Below are 15761 nucleotides of genomic sequence, written 5' to 3'. Positions count from 1 at the left end.
CATTTCCGCCGGGCATGGCCCGGCGCTACCAGGACATACCCCCATGAGCAACAAAGACGTCGTTCTCGCCTTCTCCGGCGGCCTTGATACCAGCTTCTGCGTGCCGTACCTGCAGGAGCGCGGCTACAACGTGCATACCGTGTTCGCCGATACCGGCGGCGTGGATGACGAAGAGCGCGATTTCATCGAGAAGCGTGCCGCCGAACTGGGTGTCACCAGCCACCAGACCGTCGATGGCGGTCCGGCCATCTGGTCCGGCTTCGTCAAGCCGTTCGTGTGGGCCGGTGAGGGCTACCAGGGCCAGTACCCGTTGCTGGTGTCGGACCGTTACCTGATCGTCGATGCCGCGCTCAAGCGCGCCGCCGAACTGGGCACCAACATCATCGCTCACGGCTGCACCGGCATGGGCAACGACCAGGTGCGTTTCGACCTGGCAGTGAAGGCCCTGGGTGACTACCAGATCATCGCGCCGATCCGCGAGATCCAGAAGGAACACACCCAGACCCGCGCCTACGAGCAGAAGTACCTGGAAGAGCGTGGCTTCGGCGTGCGCGCCAAGCAGCAGGCCTACACCATCAACGAGAACCTGCTGGGCCTGACCATGTCCGGTGGCGAGATCGATCGTTGGGAAGCACCGGGCGAGGGCGCCCGTGGCTGGTGCGCACCGCGCAGCGAATGGCCGGAAGCACCGCTGACCGTCACCCTGAAGTTTGTCGAAGGCGAAGCCGTGGAGCTCAACGGCAAGGCCCTGCCGGGTGAGCAGATCCTGGCCCAGCTCAACAAGCTGTTTGCCCCCTACGGCGTCGGCCGTGGCGTGTACACCGGCGACACCGTGATCGGCCTGAAGGGCCGCATCGTGTTCGAGGCACCGGGCCTGGTCTCGCTGCTGGCCGCGCACCGCGCGCTGGAAGATGCGGTGCTGACCAAGCAGCAGAACCGCTTCAAGCCGGACGTGGCGCGCAAGTGGGTGGAGCTGGTGTACGAAGGCTTCTACCACGACCCGCTGAAGACCGACATCGAAGCCTTCCTGAAGTCCTCGCAGGCCAAGGTCAACGGCGAAGTGGTGCTGGAAACCCGTGGTGGTCGTGTCGACGCCGTTGCGGTGAAGTCGCCGCACCTGCTCAACACCAAGGGCGCCACCTATGCGCAGTCGGCCGACTGGGGCGTGGAAGAAGCCGAAGGCTTCATCAAGCTGTTCGGCATGAGCTCGACGTTGTATGCGCAGGTCAACCGCGGCTGAGCCGCGATCGACCTGCCCGCGCATTCCTCCTTAACCCCGCGCCGTTGGCGCGCCCCCTTCAACAAGAAGGGGGCTCTCCTCCAGACGCGTTCCGGTAGCGCCGGGCCATGCCCGGCGGAAATCCACAGGATTGTTGATTCATGCTTGAACAGACGCTCGATCACCTGCAGGCGCTGGTGTCCTTCGACACCCGCAACCCGCCGCGTGCGATCACCACCGGCGGCATCTTCGATTACCTGCGCGACAACCTGCCCGGGTTCAATGTCGAGGTGATCGACCATGGCGCTGGCGCGGTCAGCCTGTATGCCGTGCGCGGTACGCCGAAGTACCTGTTCAACGTGCATCTGGACACCGTGCCGGACTCGCCGCACTGGAGTGCCGACCCGCACGTGATGCGCCGCCTGGACGACCGTGTGGTCGGCCTCGGTGTGTGTGACATCAAGGGGGCGGCTGCTGCGCTGGTGGCTGCAGCCAATGCCAGTGATGGCGACGCGGCGTTCCTGTTCTCCAGCGATGAAGAAGCCAACGATCCGCGCTGTATTGCCGCGTTCCTGGCCCGGGGCATCAAGTACGAAGCGGTGTTGGTGGCCGAACCGACCATGAGCGAAGCGGTGCTCGCGCATCGTGGCATCAGCTCGGTGCTGATGCAGTTCGCCGGCCGTGCCGGCCACGCGTCGGGCAAGCAGGATGCAGCCGCCAGTGCGCTGCACCAGGCGATGCGCTGGGGCAACCGTGCGCTGGACCACGTCGAATCGCTGGCCTCGGCACGCTTCGGTGGATTGACCGGCCTGCGCTTCAACATCGGGCGGGTTGAAGGTGGCATCAAGGCCAACATGATCGCGCCGGCGGCGGAAGTGCGCTTCGGCTTCCGGCCGCTGCCGTCGATGGATATCGATGCGCTGCTGGCGACCTTTGCCGGTTTCGCCGAACCGGAAGCGGCGGTGTTCACCGAAACCTTCCGTGGCCCCAGCCTGCCGGCGGGCGACATCGCCGAAGCCGAGAACCGCCGCCTGCTGGCGCGCGACGTGGCCGATGCGTTGGATATTCCGATCGGCAACGCGGTGGACTTCTGGACCGAGGCGTCGCTGTTCTCGGCCGCTGGCTATACCACGCTGGTGTTCGGCCCGGGCGACATCGCCCAGGCCCACACCGCCGACGAGTTCGTGACGCTGGAGCAGCTGCAGCGCTACACCGACGCCGTATGCCGGATCATCGCCGCCGGCGCCTGATCGACCTACAACGCCGCTGCGCTTCTGCGCGGCGGAACTGCAACGCGGCGACCGCCGCCTGTGACGAAACCGAAATGTCTCCTGCCCTCCAGCCCCACCGCCAGACCCGCCAGACCATCGTGCGCCTGCTCTCGAGCATGGCCAGCGCGAAGGAGATCAGCCAGTACCTCAAGCGCTTCTCGCAGCTGGACGCCAAGCGCTTCGCCGTGGTCAAGGTCGGCGGCGCAGTGCTGCGCGACGATCTCGACGCGCTGACCTCCTCGCTGTCGTTCCTGCAGGAGGTCGGCCTGACCCCGATCGTGCTGCATGGCGCCGGCCCGCAGCTGGATGCGGAACTGGCGGCCGCCGGCATTGAAAAGCAGACGGTCAACGGCCTGCGGGTGACCTCGCCGGAAGCGCTGGCGATCGTGCGCCGGGTGTTCCAGCAATCCAACCTGCGCCTGGTCGAAGCCCTGCAGCAGAACGGCGCGCGCGCCACGTCCATCACGGGTGGCGTGTTCGAGGCGGAGTACCTGGGCCTGGATACCTACGGTCTGGTCGGCGAGGTGAAGAAGGTCAACCTGGCACCGATCGAAGCCAGCCTGCGTGCCGGCTCGATCCCGGTCATCACCAGCCTCGGTGAGACCGCCGGTGGACAGATCCTCAACGTCAATGCCGACTTCGCCGCCAACGAACTGGTGCAGGAACTGCAGCCGTACAAGATCATCTTCCTGACCGGTACCGGCGGCCTGCTGGACGAAGAGGGCAGCGTGATCGATTCGATCAACCTGTCCACCGAGTACGACCACCTGATCGCGCAACCGTGGATCCACGGTGGCATGAAGGTGAAGATCGAACAGATCAAGTCGCTGCTGGACCGGCTGCCGCTGGAATCGTCGGTGTCGATCACCCGGCCCGCCGACCTGGCCAAGGAACTGTTTACCCACAAGGGCTCGGGTACGCTGGTACGCAAGGGCGAGAAGGTGCTGCGTGCAACCGCTTGGAGCGAGCTGGACCTGCCGCGCCTGAAGGGCCTGATCGAATCCAGTTTCGGCCGCACCCTGGTGCCGGACTATTTCGAGAAGACCACGCTGCTGCGCGCCTATGTCAGCGAGAACTACCGCACGGCGGTGATCCTCACCGATGAGGCCGAGGGCGTGTACCTGGACAAGTTCGCCGTGCTCGACGATGCGCAGGGTGAAGGCCTGGGCCGCGCCGTCTGGAACGTGATGCTGGAAGAAACTCCTCAGCTGTTCTGGCGCTCACGCAACGGCAACCCGATCAACCATTTCTACTACGCCGAATCCGATGGCTGCTACAAGCAGGGCAATTGGAAGGTGTTCTGGTACGGTGCCGATGGCATCGACCGGATCAGGACCTATGTCGACCATTGCGCCGTGCGTGCACCGAGCCTGGAGGGCTGAGCACGATGAATCACGCAGACTGGACCAAGGTACCCACGCTGACCGGCACGCATGCGCGGCTGGAACCGCTGCAGATGAGCCATATCGATGGCCTGCGCGGTGCGTTGGGTGACGGTGCGTTGTCGAAGCTCTGGTACACGCAGGTGCCCGATGCGAAGACCATGACCGGCTATGTGCAGGCCGCGCTGCAGGTGCAGGCCGAGGGCAAGGTGCTGCCGTTCGTGGTGTTCGATGCCAACGACCAGATTGTCGGCACCACCCGCTACTACGATCTGCAGCCTGACGTACCGCGGCTCAGCATCGGCTACACCTGGTATGGCGAGTCGGTGCAGCGCACCGGGGTCAACTCCGAAACCAAGCTGATGCTGCTCAGCCACGCCTTCGAGCGGCTGGAGTGCCTGAGCGTGGTGTTTGAAACCAGCTGGTTCAACTTCACCTCGCGCACCGCGATCGCGCGCCTGGGCGCCAAGCAGGATGGCGTGCTGCGCAATCACCGTCGCCATCCCGACGGCACGCCGCGCGACACCGTCATCTTCTCCATCATCGACGCGGAATGGCAGGGCGTGAAACGCCACCTGCAGCACCGCCTCGACTCGCACGCATGAGCACGCACGCATGAGCACTTCCTCCTCGTTCACCGTCGGCATCGTCGGCGCCCGCGGCCATACCGGCGCCGAGCTGATCCGGCTGGTGGCCGCGCATCCGAACCTGCAGCTGGGCTTCGTCTCTTCGCGCGAACTGGCCGGGCAGCGCGTGTCCGACCACTACCCGCAGTGGCAGGGTGAACTGCAGTTCGAGAATCTCAACGCCGATGCCGTTGCCGCCAAGGGCGTGGATGCGGTGATCCTGGCGCTGCCCAACGGACTGGCTGCTCCGTTCGTGGCGGCGCTGGAAACGGCGAAGCCGGACACGGTGATCGTCGATCTGTCGGCCGACTACCGTTTCGACACTGCCTGGTACTACGGCCTGCCCGAGCTTACCCGCGACCGTTACAACGGGCAGAAGCACATCAGCAATCCCGGCTGCTATGCCACTGCGATGCAGCTGGCGATCCATCCGCTGCGGGAGCTGCTGGCTGGCCCGCCGCAGTGCTTCGGCGTGTCCGGCTACTCCGGTGCCGGCACCTCGCCGTCGGACAAGAACAACGTCGAGCTGCTGGCCGACAACCTGATGCCGTACGCGCTGACCAACCACGTGCACGAGCGTGAGGTGTCCGTGCAGCTGGGCGTGGCGGTCGAATTCATGCCGCACGTCGCGCCGCATTTCCGTGGCATCACCCTCACCGCCAACCTCTGGTTGAACCGTGTGCAGACCCGCGAGCAGATCGTCGAGCGCTTCCAGCAGGCCTATGCCGGTGAAGCGCTCATCGAGGTCGTGGACGAGGCGCCGTGGGTGAGCCGCATCGCCGGCCGCCATGGCGCCCAGGTCGGCGGCTTCACGCTGGCGCCGGGTGGCAAGCGGGTGGTGGTGGTGGCGACCCTGGACAACCTGCTCAAGGGCGCGGCCACCCAGGCCATGCAGAACCTCAATCTCGCGCTGGGCATCGACGAACTGACGTCGATCCCGCACTGAAACCGTACAGGAGCCCCCCATGGCAGACCTTCTTTGGCAGAAGCCAGGCGTCGCTGTCGATGCCCAGATCCAGACCTTCCTCGCCGGCGACGACGTGATCCTCGATCGCGAATTCTTCCTGCATGACATCGCCGCCAGCGCCGCGCACGCGCAGGGCCTGCAGCACATCGGCATCCTCAGCGCCGACGAGCTGGCAGGGTTGTTGCGCGAGCTGGAGGTGCTGGCGCAGGACTTCCGGGAAGGCCGCTTCGTGCTGGATACGCAGTATGAAGATGGCCATTCGGCCATCGAGGCACGGTTGACCGAACGCCTTGGTGATGCCGGCCGCAAGATCCACACCGGCCGCAGCCGCAACGACCAGATCCTGGTCGCCACCCGGTTGTGGTTGAAGGAGAAGTTGCAGCGCGTGGCGCAGGTCAGTGCCGAAGTGGCCAAGGTCGCCCTTGACCGTGCGCAGGCCGAACAGCACCTGCCGATTCCCGGTTACACCCACATCCAGCGTGCGGTGGTGTCCTCGGCCGGCATGTGGTGGGCCGGTTGGGCCGAAGCCTTCATCGACAACGCTGTGCGTGCGCGTGATACCCATGCGCTGATCGATGCCAATCCGCTCGGCACCGCCGCCGGTTACGGCGTGAACCTGCCGCTGGACCGCGAGCACACCACCCGCGCGCTCGGCTTTGCGCGCATGCAGATCTCGCCGATCTACGCGCAGCTGTCGCGTGGCAAGTTCGAACTGGCCGCACTGGAAGCGCTGGGTGGCGCGACCCTGGACCTGCGCCGCATCGCCTGGGACCTGTCGCTGTTCACCAGCGCCGAATTCGGTTTCGTGGCGCTGCCGGCGCAGTACACCACCGGCAGTTCGATCATGCCCAACAAGCGCAATCCGGACGTGATCGAGCTGATGCGGGCGACCCATGCCAGCGTCGCCGCTGCACGTACCGAGATCGAGCAGTTGCTGTCGCTGCCGTCGGGTTACCACCGTGACCTGCAGTCGTCCAAGGGCGCGATCTTCCACGGCTTCGGCCGTGGCCTGGCCGCGCTGGAGCTGCTGCCGGCGCTGCTGGCCAACCTGGAATGGCGCGATGACAAGCTGCGTGCGGCGATCGATTCAGGCATGTACGCCACCGACGTAGCGGTGGAAGCTGCGGTCGCGGGCGTACCCTTCCGCGAGGCCTACAAGGCCGCTGCTGCCGGCGCCGACAGCGCAGGGCAGGGGCGTACGCCGGAAGGCAGCCTGGCGGCGCGTGTATCGCCGGGTTCGGCGTCGGACCTGCGCCTGGATGAACTGCGCGCGCGCTGGCAGGCGCTGTCCTGATGGCCGGCACCGTCTACCTGGTGCTGGCGATGCGCCAGCCCGGCTTCACCGACGCTGTGGTGCAACCGCACCGCGACTTTCTTGATGCGTTGCAGGCCGAGGGCAAGCTGCAGCTGACCGGCGGCTTTGCCGATGGCAGTGGCGGCGCCTATGTGCTGTGCAACGTCGACAGCCTTGCGCAGGCACAGGCCATCGTCGCCACCGATCCGCTGGTGACGATGCAGGCATCCGCGCTGAGCGTCCATGAATGGAATACCCGCTGAGGCGCCCCCGATGACTGTCCACGCCGCCAACGTTGCATCGCCGTTCCCCGAACAAGCGCTGCCGTCGTGGCGGCGTGCTGTACTCAAGGTCGGCAGCAGCCTGCTCGCGGCCGATGGCGGTGGCCTGTCACCGCGTCACGCGCTGGGCCTGGCCCAGTTCGTCTCGGCCAATGTGCTGGCCGGGCGCGAAGTGGTCATCGTCTCCTCCGGCGCGGTGGCTGCCGGCCGCGCGATCCTGCCCAGGGCCGATGAGCCCGGTGCGGCGATGGCTGCGCGACAGGCATTGGCGGCACTTGGCCAGGCGCAGCTGATCGGTCTGTGGCAGCGCTTCTTCGAGCGCCCGGTGGCGCAGGTGCTGCTGACCCATGACGATCTGCGCAACCGCCGTCGCTACCTCAATGCGCGGGCCACCCTCAACGAGCTGTTGCGGCTGGGTGCGTTGCCGGTGGTCAACGAGAACGACACCGTATCGGTGGACGAGCTCAAGCTCGGCGACAACGACAACCTGGCCGCGACCGTGGCGGCGCTGGTCGATGCTGATGCACTGTTCATCGCCACCGACATCGATGGCCTCTACAGTGCCGACCCGCGCACGCATGCCGATGCACGGCCGCTGCACGACGTGCCCGAGTTGAATGATGCCGTGCTGGCGATGGCCGGTGGTGCCGGTTCAGTCGCCGGTACCGGCGGCATGCGCACCAAGCTGGAGGCCGCGGCCAAGGCCGGCCGTGTCGGCATCGAAACCTATCTGTTCAACGGTCGCAGCGGCGAGGTGGTGCGCGCGCTGGCGCAGGATCGCCTGTTCGGTACCCGCATCCACGCGGCGCGCAGCCGCGAGGCCGCCCGCAAGCACTGGCTGCGGCACGCGCCGCTGGCCGAAGGCGCGATCCTGATCGACGCCGGTGCAGCGCAGGCGATGCGCGAGAAGGGCGCCTCACTGCTGCCCGGTGGCATCACCGGTGCCGATGGCGCGTTCCGCCGTGGTGACATGGTGCAGGTGTGCTGGAACACCGAAGCTGGCCGGGTCTGCGTGGCCCGTGGTGTCAGCCAGTACGCCGCCGATGATGTGCGCCGCATTGCCGGCCGCCACACGCGCGACATCCAGACCGTGCTCGGCTACAACTACGGCGGAACCGTCGTCCATCGCGACGATCTGGTGCTGCCATGAACCCATTGCAGGATGTCCCGATGAGTGAGATCGAATCGCAGGCCCGCGCCTGCCGTGACGCAGCCCAGGTGGTCGCTGGCCTCGACAGCGATGCCCGCAGGGCGCTGCTGCTGGCGATGGCGCAGGCGCTGGAGGTCAATGCCGGGCAGATTCTTGCGGGTAATGCGCGCGATCTGGCCGCCGCCCGCGACAAGGGCGTGGGCAGCGCGATGCTCGACCGCCTGGCGCTGGACCCGGCACGCCTGCTGGCAATGGCCGATGCGGTGCGTGAGGTGGCGGGCCTGCCGGACCCGGTCGGGCAGGTGACCCGCGACGACGTGCGTCCGAACGGCATCCGCGTACAGAAGGTGCGCGTGCCGCTGGGGGTGATCGCGATGATCTACGAAGCACGCCCGAACGTAACCGCCGAAGCCGCCGCGCTGTGCCTGAAGGCGGGCAACGGCGTGATTCTGCGTGGAGGTTCGGAGGCCATCCATTCCAACACTGCCATCGCGCAGGCGTTGGCCGGGGCATTGAAGGCCAACGGCGTTCCCCCTGCCGCCGTGACGGTGCTGACCGACCTGCGCCGCGAAGCCATGCTGGAACTTCTGCAGCTGCATGAACTGATCGACCTGGCCATCCCGCGCGGTGGTGAGGGCCTGATCCGCTTCGTTGCAGAACACGCACGGGTACCGGTGATCAAGCACTACAAGGGTGTCTGCCACCTGTTCGTGGATGCCAGTGCCGACCCTGCAAAAGCGCTCGATCTGCTGGTGGATGGCAAGTGCAGTCGCCCGTCCGCGTGCAATTCACTGGAAACCCTGCTGGTGCACCAGGACATTGCCGCAGACTTCCTGCCGCGCGCTGCGCAGGCGCTGGCCGAACGTGGTGTGCAGTTGCGTGCCGACGCGCGCGCGCAGCCGTTGCTGCCGGGAAGCACTGCGGCCAGCGAGGATGACTATGCCGCCGAGTTCCTTGATCTGGTACTGGCGGTCTGCGTGGTCGACGATCTTGACGCAGCGATCGCGCACATCCGCACCTATACCTCCGATCACACCGAAGTGATCGCCACCGAAGACGCGGCCAGTGCCGAGCGTTTCGTCAACGCGTTGCGCTCGGCGGTGGTGATGGTCAACGCGTCTTCACGTTTTTCCGATGGCGGCCAGCTCGGCCTCGGCAGCGAGATCGGGATCTCCACCACGCGCCTGCATGCCTATGGCCCGATGGGACTGGAAGCGCTCACGGTCGAACGTTTCGTGGTGCGCGGCGAAGGCCAGGTCAGAAGGTAGGTTCACGGCCGGGCTGCGCCCGGTACCCGCAGAGGCAACAGCAACGGCCGAAGCAACGGCAACAGCTGGGTTCCTGTGGGATGGCGGGGTGGGTCCGGTTGCGGGGGACGCCGCAAGTACGTCCCTGTAGGCTTGGGCGCGCCATCCATGGCGCTTACACCCCCGCAACCGGACCCACCCCGCCTTCGACAGATTTCCGCGAGCTGTCGGAACGACGTACCGTGCTGCTGTTGGTAGGTGTCGACCTTGGTCGACACGTAGATCCACGCCATGCGTGGATGTTTTTCATTCCGAATTCGAAATATTCGATTCCGATGGAGATTCATCCACGCATGGCGTGGATCTACCAGATTGCGGATATCTGTCAGAGGTGGGGCGGTGTCGGATTGCGGGGTGTCAGCCGCATGGATGCGGCTGACAAGCCTACAGGGACGTACTTGCGGCGTCCCCGCAATCCGACACCGCCCCGCCATCCCACGGAACCCAGCTGTTGCCGTTGCTTCGGCCGTTGCTGTTGCCTCTGCGGGTACCGGGCGCAGCCCGGCCGAACCCCCCTTACCGCAACAGCTGCGCAGTCATGCCCAGCGGCCGCGCATGCTCATCCATGTGCAGGGTGATGGCCTTCGCATTGAACATCTGTTCGGCGAGCTGATCACTGGCACCAAGCGAACGGGCGATCTCCGAACGGCTGGCGTCCTCGCGTGGGTTGCGCCGTTCCCTGCCGGCGAAACGGTAGCGGTTGTATTCGGCCCAGGCGATCAGCAGCAGCGCGCAGCCGGCCAGGATCACCGGCAGGGCGATGATCACGAACGGATCCAGGTGCTGCTTGCGCTCGTACAGCTGCAGCCACGCCTGCTGCCCGCCCAGCAACCAGGACACCAGGGTGACCAGCGGCGCCCATAGATAGAAGTAGAACCCCCAGAACGCCAGGGTCACAAACCCCCAGGCGGTGCGCTGCAGGCGGGGCTGCTGGCGCGGCTTCTGGATCAGGCGCGAGTCGAAGCGGTTGGACGGCTTCCTCGTGGCGGTCTGGCGATGTGCGTTCATCGGATACCCCTGTCTGGGCTGACCCAGGTTGCACGCTTGCCACGCCGCCTGAGCAGGGTCTTGGGCAGCGCCACCAGCGTGGTGAACAGGCTGATCAACCAGTACGCCATCGGGTACCAGATGACCCAGAAATAGTTGCGGCCGATATGCGTTTCGTAACGCCTGTCGATGATCAGGCTGCTGGCGAACTGCAGCAGGCAGACCAGCGCCAGGATCACGCCATGCCATTGCGGCAGCAACGTGTCGATGTACAACTGCGGCGGCACCGGGATGAACTTGCCCAGTGCCCACAGCAGGATGATCGCGAGCATGGTGTAGGCCCACAGCACGCTGAGGATGTATTCCAGCAGCACGCCCCACATGCGCCGCTTGCGCCAGCTGAACAACGAGGAGCCATGGCGCAGCAACACTTCCACGCCACCCTGTGCCCAGCGCAGGCGCTGCCGCCACAGTCCCTTCAGTGTTTCCGGCATCAGGATGAAGCACAACGCGTTGGGCTCGTAACGGATGTCCCAATGATCCAGCTGCAGCCGCCAGCTGATGTCGATGTCCTCGGTGACCATGTCATCGGCCCAGTAGCCGATGCGGTGCAGGGCCGTGCGACGGAATGCGGCGATGACCCCGGACACCGTGAAGATGCGGCCGTAGACACGCTGGGCGCGCTTGATCATGCCGATGATCGAGGAGAACTCCGCCACCTGCAGGCGGCCGAGCAGGGTGGAGCGGTTGCGGATGCGCGGGTTGCCGGTCACCGCGCCCACGCGCGGACCGCTGGTCAGGTGCCAGACCATCCAGTGCATGGCGAACTCTTCCAGCATGGCATCGCCATCGATGCACACCAGATACTCCGAACGCGCAGCCAGGGCACCCATGCGCAGCGCATTCGCCTTGCCCAGGTTGCGGTCCAGATGGACCACCCGCAGGCGTGGGTGCAGGGCCGCAAGCGCGTCCAGGCGGGCGCCGGTGTCGTCGCTGCTGCCATCGTTGATGGCGATCACTTCGAAGTCCGGATAGCGCTGGGCCAATGCCGCACCGAGGGTGTCGTCCAGGTTCGCCGATTCGTTGTGGCACGGAATCAACAGGCTGGCGAACGGATACTCCGCCATCGGGGGTGGGTCGTTGCGCGGCCGCGACTTCCGCTCACGGCGGAAGAAGTAGTACAGGCCACCGGACATCCAGAAGAACGCCATCACCATGGGGTAGAAGAAGGCGAACTGGAACATGGCGTTGAGCCACGGGTTCATGTCCACGTCACTTCTCCGGATACGGGAAGTTGCGCGCGGACATCGCCGCGCGTGCATCCTGGGTCGACGGCTTGTCGGCGATGAAATCGTCCGGGTACCACGCGAAATGACGCACGCCCTGCGCCTGCAGGCGGCGGATCTGCGCGCGCAGCTGTTCGCCGCTGATCGGCGTCTGCGTGCGCCAGTCCACGGTCTGCAGCTCGAACATCGTGTGCTTCAGGTCCGGGTCGTGCTCGCGCACTGCCACGACCAGGCGGTCCATCCAGCGCTGGGGACGGCGGCTGCCTTCCATCCACGGCATCGCCATCAGCGCGGTGCGGTCGTAGGCCTGGTTGAACAGATCCAGGCGCTGGGCGAACCACGCCGCGCTCTGCGGTTCCAGCACCGGCTGCGCGTACAGGTTGCGCACGGTGCCCAGCTTGGGGCGCCAGCGTTGCGCGCTGTCACGCAGTTCCAGGGTGAAATCGATCAGCGCCTGGGTGCGGCCACCGTCGCTGCCTTCCTGTGGCAGCTGCGCCAGCTCGGTATCGCGTACGTAGCCGTCATCATGGAACAGCAGGCCTTCGAAGTACGAATTGATCGCCAGGTCTTCGTAGATGTCCTTGATGATCTGCCGTGCCTGCGGCTCGGTGAAATCCAGGCGGTACATGCCATCGCGTTCCGGGCTCTGGATGCCCAGCGCCGCACGCTGCGCGGCATCGGGCAGTTCATAGCCCAGCACCGGCAGCCACGCGTAGACCTTCACCCCGGCACGGGTTTTCAGCTGCCAGGCGACACGGTTGAACAGGTCCGCGCGCATCGGCAGGTGCCGGTTCGGGAAGTACAGGGCATCGGCGGTGTTGTTGCCGTCCGGGTCGGCGAAGGCCTGCAGGTAGACATGGGTCGGGCCGATCCGCTTCACGCGCTCGATCAGGGCGTCCAGGTTGCGCGCCTGCTGGGCAGGGTCGCTGTCGTAGACCGAATCCAGGTCGATCTGCAGTGCACGGGTACCGTCCAGGTTGACGTTGCGACGCAGCTCGAAGGCCAGCGAGGTGACGTTTGGATTGCTGGTCACCAGCAGGCGTGCAAGGCCATGCAGGTCGGCGGTCACCGGCGTGCTGCGTCCTTCCAGGTCGAAGGACACCGGCATGCCCAGCTGCTCGGCGATGTCGTTGCTCAACTGGTTGTAGGCGGCATACGGCCAGACGATCGCTTTCGGGCGTACGCCCAGTTCCTTTTCGATGCGCTGCACGCTGCGGCCGAGATCGTCGCGCAGGCGCTTCTCGTACTCCTGCGCGCTTTCATAGCGCTGCGCCTTCGGGTCGTAGATGCGGGTGATCACCGCCGGGGTCTGGTTGCCCTGCGGGTTGGACTGCACGCCGTGGTGCAGGTTGTCGGTATGGCTGGCCAGTTCGATCAGGCCGCTGGCCTGCATCTCGCGCAGCTGGTCCCAGGTCAGGAAATCGTCATGGCCGAACGGACGGTAGCCGTAGTCGATGGTGCGGCCCGGTGCCATGTCCACGTAGTCGGTGATCACCGCCACCAGCGCCGGATAGTTGTACGCACGCAGCAGCGGATAGACACGGCTGTACACGCTGCGCAGGCCGTCGTCGAAGGTCAGCAGCACCGGCCGCGGCGGCAGCTTTGCTTCCCCCCGCGAGGCCTTGATCAGCTGCGACAGCGAGACCGGGTGATAGCCATGGGCGGACAGCCAGTCCAGGTGTGCGGCGAAGTTCTGCGTGCTGACCGCGTAGGCGTCGGCATCGGACTTCTCCAGCACATCATCGCGTACGTCGTGATAGCTGAGGACCAGCAGGCCGTTGTCGGCCGCGTCCAGTTCCGCGGCCGAGCGGGCGCGCTGGGCTGCGGCGGGCAGGGCCAGGAACAGCAGCGCCAGCAGCAGTACGGTCGTCAGGTTGCGAAGCATCCGTTCCATCTCATTCTCCCCAGCGCAGCGCGGCATCGAAGCCGATATGTCGTTCACGTTGGCCGTCATAAACCGGCCGCGACCAACTCACGCCGTACTCGAGGATCCGCCCCTGATCGAACTGCCATTCGTGGCGATAGGCCACGGTCGGAATGATTGAACTGCCAAATCCTTCCTGCCAGTAGTTGCCAACGGACACCGTCAGGCGATGGCGGAAGTGGCGCTCGTAATGGCGCCACAACTGCTGGTCGATGCGCAGGCCCACTTCCACCGAGCGGTCCCGCGAGGGATTGAAGTAGGGCGCATCGTCGCGGCTGCCACGGCTGGTGTAGACACTGCCCAGGCCATCGATCAACAGGCGGGGGCGGGTCAACAGCCGTTGTTCGATCGCGCTGTTCAGCGTGTCGCGGCGGTTGCCATCGTCGTAACGGAACTGGCTGCCACCGATGCTCCAGTGCGTGCGTTCGTTGCGCGTGTAATCCACGGCAACGGCGACGCTGTCGGCGGTGATGCCGGCCACGCGTGCCTGCATCGAGGCTTCCGGGTCATTGCGGGCGGCCGTTACGCCAGCGTGCCAGCGGTCGTTGAACTGCCAGCCGAAGCCGCCCCGCAAACCGGTGTCGCCGATGCTGTCGTTGGGGCGCAGCACCGCCGCCTCGGCATCGACGCGGTCGAAGCGGTAGCGCACGCCGGCACCGATCCACAGCGGATCGATATCCTGATCCTGGAAGGTGACCGAACGGCGGTCGGCGAAGGCGAACAGGCGCCAGCGGTCGTTGAGCACCGGCGAGGCGACTTCCATGCCGTAGTGCAGGTCGTCGTTGCCCAGCGGCGAGGTGCCGCCACCGCCGGAACTGCGGCCGCCCTCGACCTTGGCCAACAGCTGCCAGCCGCGATGGGCGCGCCAGTCGCGGTCCATGCGCTGCACCGACGGCTGGCTTGGATAGCGGGCCAGAAGATCGTCATGCAGCGGTCGCGCCAGGTCGTCGCGTTGCAGCTGCACGTAGGATTCGTACATGCCCAGCCGCGGCGCGATGTCACGCGGGTCCAGGGTGTAGGCCATCTGGTGACGTTCCAGTGCGCGCCGTGGCCAGCCGCGCATCTGGTAGACGCTGCCCAGCGAGGTCTGCAGGCTGCCATTGCCCGGGCCGACGTCGACCAGCGCTTCCAGCTCGCGCTGGGCCGTGGGCAGATCGCCGCTGTAGGCCCGCACCATCGCCAGGTTCAGGTCGGCTTCGTAGCGTGCCCAGTTCTGGAAGGGTGTCTTGCCACCGCCCCAGCGCCATGCCGGTTCATCCTTCTGCCACGCCTGAAGGTAGCCCACCGCCTTCTCCGCCTGCTCGGTTTCCAGGTAGGCATAGGCCAGCTCCGAGCGCGACTGGAAGCGCGAGGGATCGTTCTTCGCGGCGGCCTCCAGCAACGGGATGGCTTCTTCCGGATTCTGGGTGGACATCAGCGAGTCGCCCACCGCTGGCAGCACGTAGTCGGGCAGGGCATGGCCCTCGCGCTGCAGCGCCCGGGCTTCGTCGCGCACCTGCGCGTGACGGGCCAGGCGGTTGAGCAGGATCAGCCGGTCCATGCGGATCCGCAGCGGCGCCTGCGCCTGCGCGGTGCCATCGCGCTCGACGTACTGCTCCATTTCCGCCAGCGACGCCTCGGCCTCGTCCAGCCGGGTGTCTTCGGTTTCCCCGTAGGCCAGGCTCCAGTTGACCAGCTTGGCCACGTAGTTGGCTTCCAGCCGCGCCTTCTGGTCCTGGTCGAACAGGTTGGGCCGGGCCTGGTAAAGCCGCCAGGCGCGATGGGCATTGCCGATGTCGCCCAGGGTCAATACCTGCAGCTTGTACAGCAGGTCGTCGTTGGGCTCGCGCAGCTGCGCCCGCTCGATTGCCGCCAGGGCATCGACCCAGCGCGCCTGGTCACGGTAGTGGCCGATTTCGGCGAGCCGTTCGGCGCGCGTGGTCGCGGTGGGCGGCGGCGCTGCATCAGCCCAGGACGCCAGAGTGGCGCAGGCCAGGCCGACGCAGAACGCCAGCGGACGGTAGACAACCATGAGACCCCCTAAGCATCCATACCTGAACGATGTGCTTAAAGTGTGACGCACATCAC

The 15761-nt window shown here is 66.1% G+C and carries 13 protein-coding genes; 9 read left to right on the top strand and 4 right to left on the bottom strand.

The annotated features are described in order from the left end of the window. Positions 1-43: 43 nt before the first annotated feature. From CR156_RS12115 to CR156_RS12075, 9 genes are all read left to right on the top strand, one after another. Positions 44-1240, top strand: a complete 1197-nt coding sequence (locus tag CR156_RS12115; protein ID WP_089236225.1) for an argininosuccinate synthase — start codon at positions 44-46, stop codon at positions 1238-1240. 140 nt (positions 1241-1380) lie between these two features. Next, on the top strand, positions 1381-2469 hold the full coding sequence (locus CR156_RS12110; protein ID WP_100553038.1) for an acetylornithine deacetylase: 1089 nt from the start codon (positions 1381-1383) through the stop codon (positions 2467-2469). Between the two features lie 74 nt (positions 2470-2543). Then, the gene (locus CR156_RS12105; protein ID WP_100554156.1) at positions 2544-3872 is read left to right on the top strand and encodes an acetylglutamate kinase; all 1329 of its coding nucleotides are present in this window, start codon (positions 2544-2546) and stop codon (positions 3870-3872) included. A 5-nt stretch (positions 3873-3877) separates the two neighbouring features. Next, complete coding sequence (locus tag CR156_RS12100; RefSeq protein ID WP_100553037.1) at positions 3878-4477, top strand: GNAT family N-acetyltransferase; 600 nt, start codon at positions 3878-3880, stop codon at positions 4475-4477. 10 nt (positions 4478-4487) lie between these two features. After that, a complete protein-coding gene (gene argC / locus CR156_RS12095) occupies positions 4488-5444 on the top strand; it encodes an N-acetyl-gamma-glutamyl-phosphate reductase (protein ID WP_100553036.1) in 957 nt (318 codons plus the stop codon). Between the two features lie 19 nt (positions 5445-5463). After that, positions 5464-6759: an argininosuccinate lyase gene (gene argH, locus CR156_RS12090; RefSeq protein WP_100553035.1), complete on the top strand. Its 1296-nt coding sequence runs from the start codon at positions 5464-5466 to the stop codon at positions 6757-6759. Beyond that, positions 6759-7022, top strand: coding sequence for a YciI family protein (locus tag CR156_RS12085; protein ID WP_089236219.1), 264 nt, complete (start codon positions 6759-6761; stop codon positions 7020-7022). The genes argH and CR156_RS12085 overlap by 1 nt, the downstream gene beginning before the upstream one ends. A gap of 10 nt (positions 7023-7032) precedes the next feature. Next, positions 7033-8190, top strand: a complete 1158-nt coding sequence (proB, locus tag CR156_RS12080; RefSeq protein ID WP_089236218.1) for a glutamate 5-kinase — start codon at positions 7033-7035, stop codon at positions 8188-8190. Next, positions 8187-9458, top strand: a complete 1272-nt coding sequence (locus CR156_RS12075) for a glutamate-5-semialdehyde dehydrogenase (RefSeq protein WP_100553034.1) — start codon at positions 8187-8189, stop codon at positions 9456-9458. The genes proB and CR156_RS12075 overlap by 4 nt, the downstream gene beginning before the upstream one ends. A gap of 555 nt (positions 9459-10013) precedes the next feature. On the opposite strand, the gene pgaD is transcribed toward CR156_RS12075, so the two are convergent. From pgaD to pgaA, 4 genes are read right to left on the bottom strand one after another with little or no spacing between them, the layout of a single operon-like run. Next, positions 10014-10505 (bottom strand): poly-beta-1,6-N-acetyl-D-glucosamine biosynthesis protein PgaD, encoded by a 492-nt coding sequence (gene pgaD, locus CR156_RS12060; RefSeq protein ID WP_100553032.1) that lies wholly within the window; start codon positions 10503-10505, stop codon positions 10014-10016. After that, positions 10502-11749: a poly-beta-1,6-N-acetyl-D-glucosamine synthase gene (pgaC, locus tag CR156_RS12055; protein ID WP_218946688.1), complete on the bottom strand. Its 1248-nt coding sequence runs from the start codon at positions 11747-11749 to the stop codon at positions 10502-10504. Before pgaC ends, pgaD begins: the two co-directional genes overlap by 4 nt. Positions 11750-11756: 7 nt before the next feature. After that, positions 11757-13664, bottom strand: coding sequence for a poly-beta-1,6-N-acetyl-D-glucosamine N-deacetylase PgaB (gene pgaB / locus CR156_RS12050; RefSeq protein WP_100553031.1), 1908 nt, complete (start codon positions 13662-13664; stop codon positions 11757-11759). Between the two features lies 1 nt (position 13665). Next, entirely contained in the window at positions 13666-15705 is a 2040-nt protein-coding gene (gene pgaA / locus CR156_RS12045) for a poly-beta-1,6 N-acetyl-D-glucosamine export porin PgaA (RefSeq protein WP_100553030.1), read from the bottom strand. Between the last annotated feature and the right edge of the window lie 56 nt (positions 15706-15761).

It is taken from the genome of Stenotrophomonas lactitubi (assembly GCF_002803515.1).
Classification (GTDB): Bacteria; Pseudomonadota; Gammaproteobacteria; order Xanthomonadales; family Xanthomonadaceae; genus Stenotrophomonas; species Stenotrophomonas lactitubi.
This window is presented reverse-complemented; position numbering and strand designations above follow the sequence as displayed.